This is a genomic window from Lampropedia aestuarii (genome assembly GCF_004803635.1).
Taxonomy (GTDB): Bacteria; Pseudomonadota; Gammaproteobacteria; order Burkholderiales; family Burkholderiaceae_C; genus Lampropedia; species Lampropedia aestuarii.
In genome coordinates, this window is the sequence record NZ_SSWX01000073.1 from 1 (window position 1) to 296 (window position 296).

Below are 296 nucleotides of genomic sequence, written 5' to 3' on the forward strand. Positions count from 1 at the left end.
CAGCCTTGTCAATGCCACGTTTAACTTCGATTGGGCTGTGGCCTGCTGCCACGTATTTCAAGCCTTCACGAACGATGGCTTGAGCCAACACTGTCGCAGTAGTTGTACCGTCACCAGCGATGTCGTTGGTTTTGGAGGCGACTTCTTTGACCAGTTGCGCACCGATGTTTTGCAACTTGTCTTTCAATTCGATTTCTTTGGCGACCGACACACCGTCTTTAGTCACGGTAGGAGCGCCAAACGAGCGCTCGAGCACCACGTTACGGCCTTTAGGGCCCAAAGTGGTTTTCACTGCG

General features: G+C 52.7%; 1 protein-coding gene. It reads right to left on the minus strand.

Going from position 1 to position 296, the window contains the following annotated elements; genetic code table 11:
* Window positions 1–296, minus strand: a 296-nt coding sequence (locus E8K88_RS17940; protein WP_276606685.1) for a TCP-1/cpn60 chaperonin family protein, incomplete at both ends; no start/stop codon positions are given.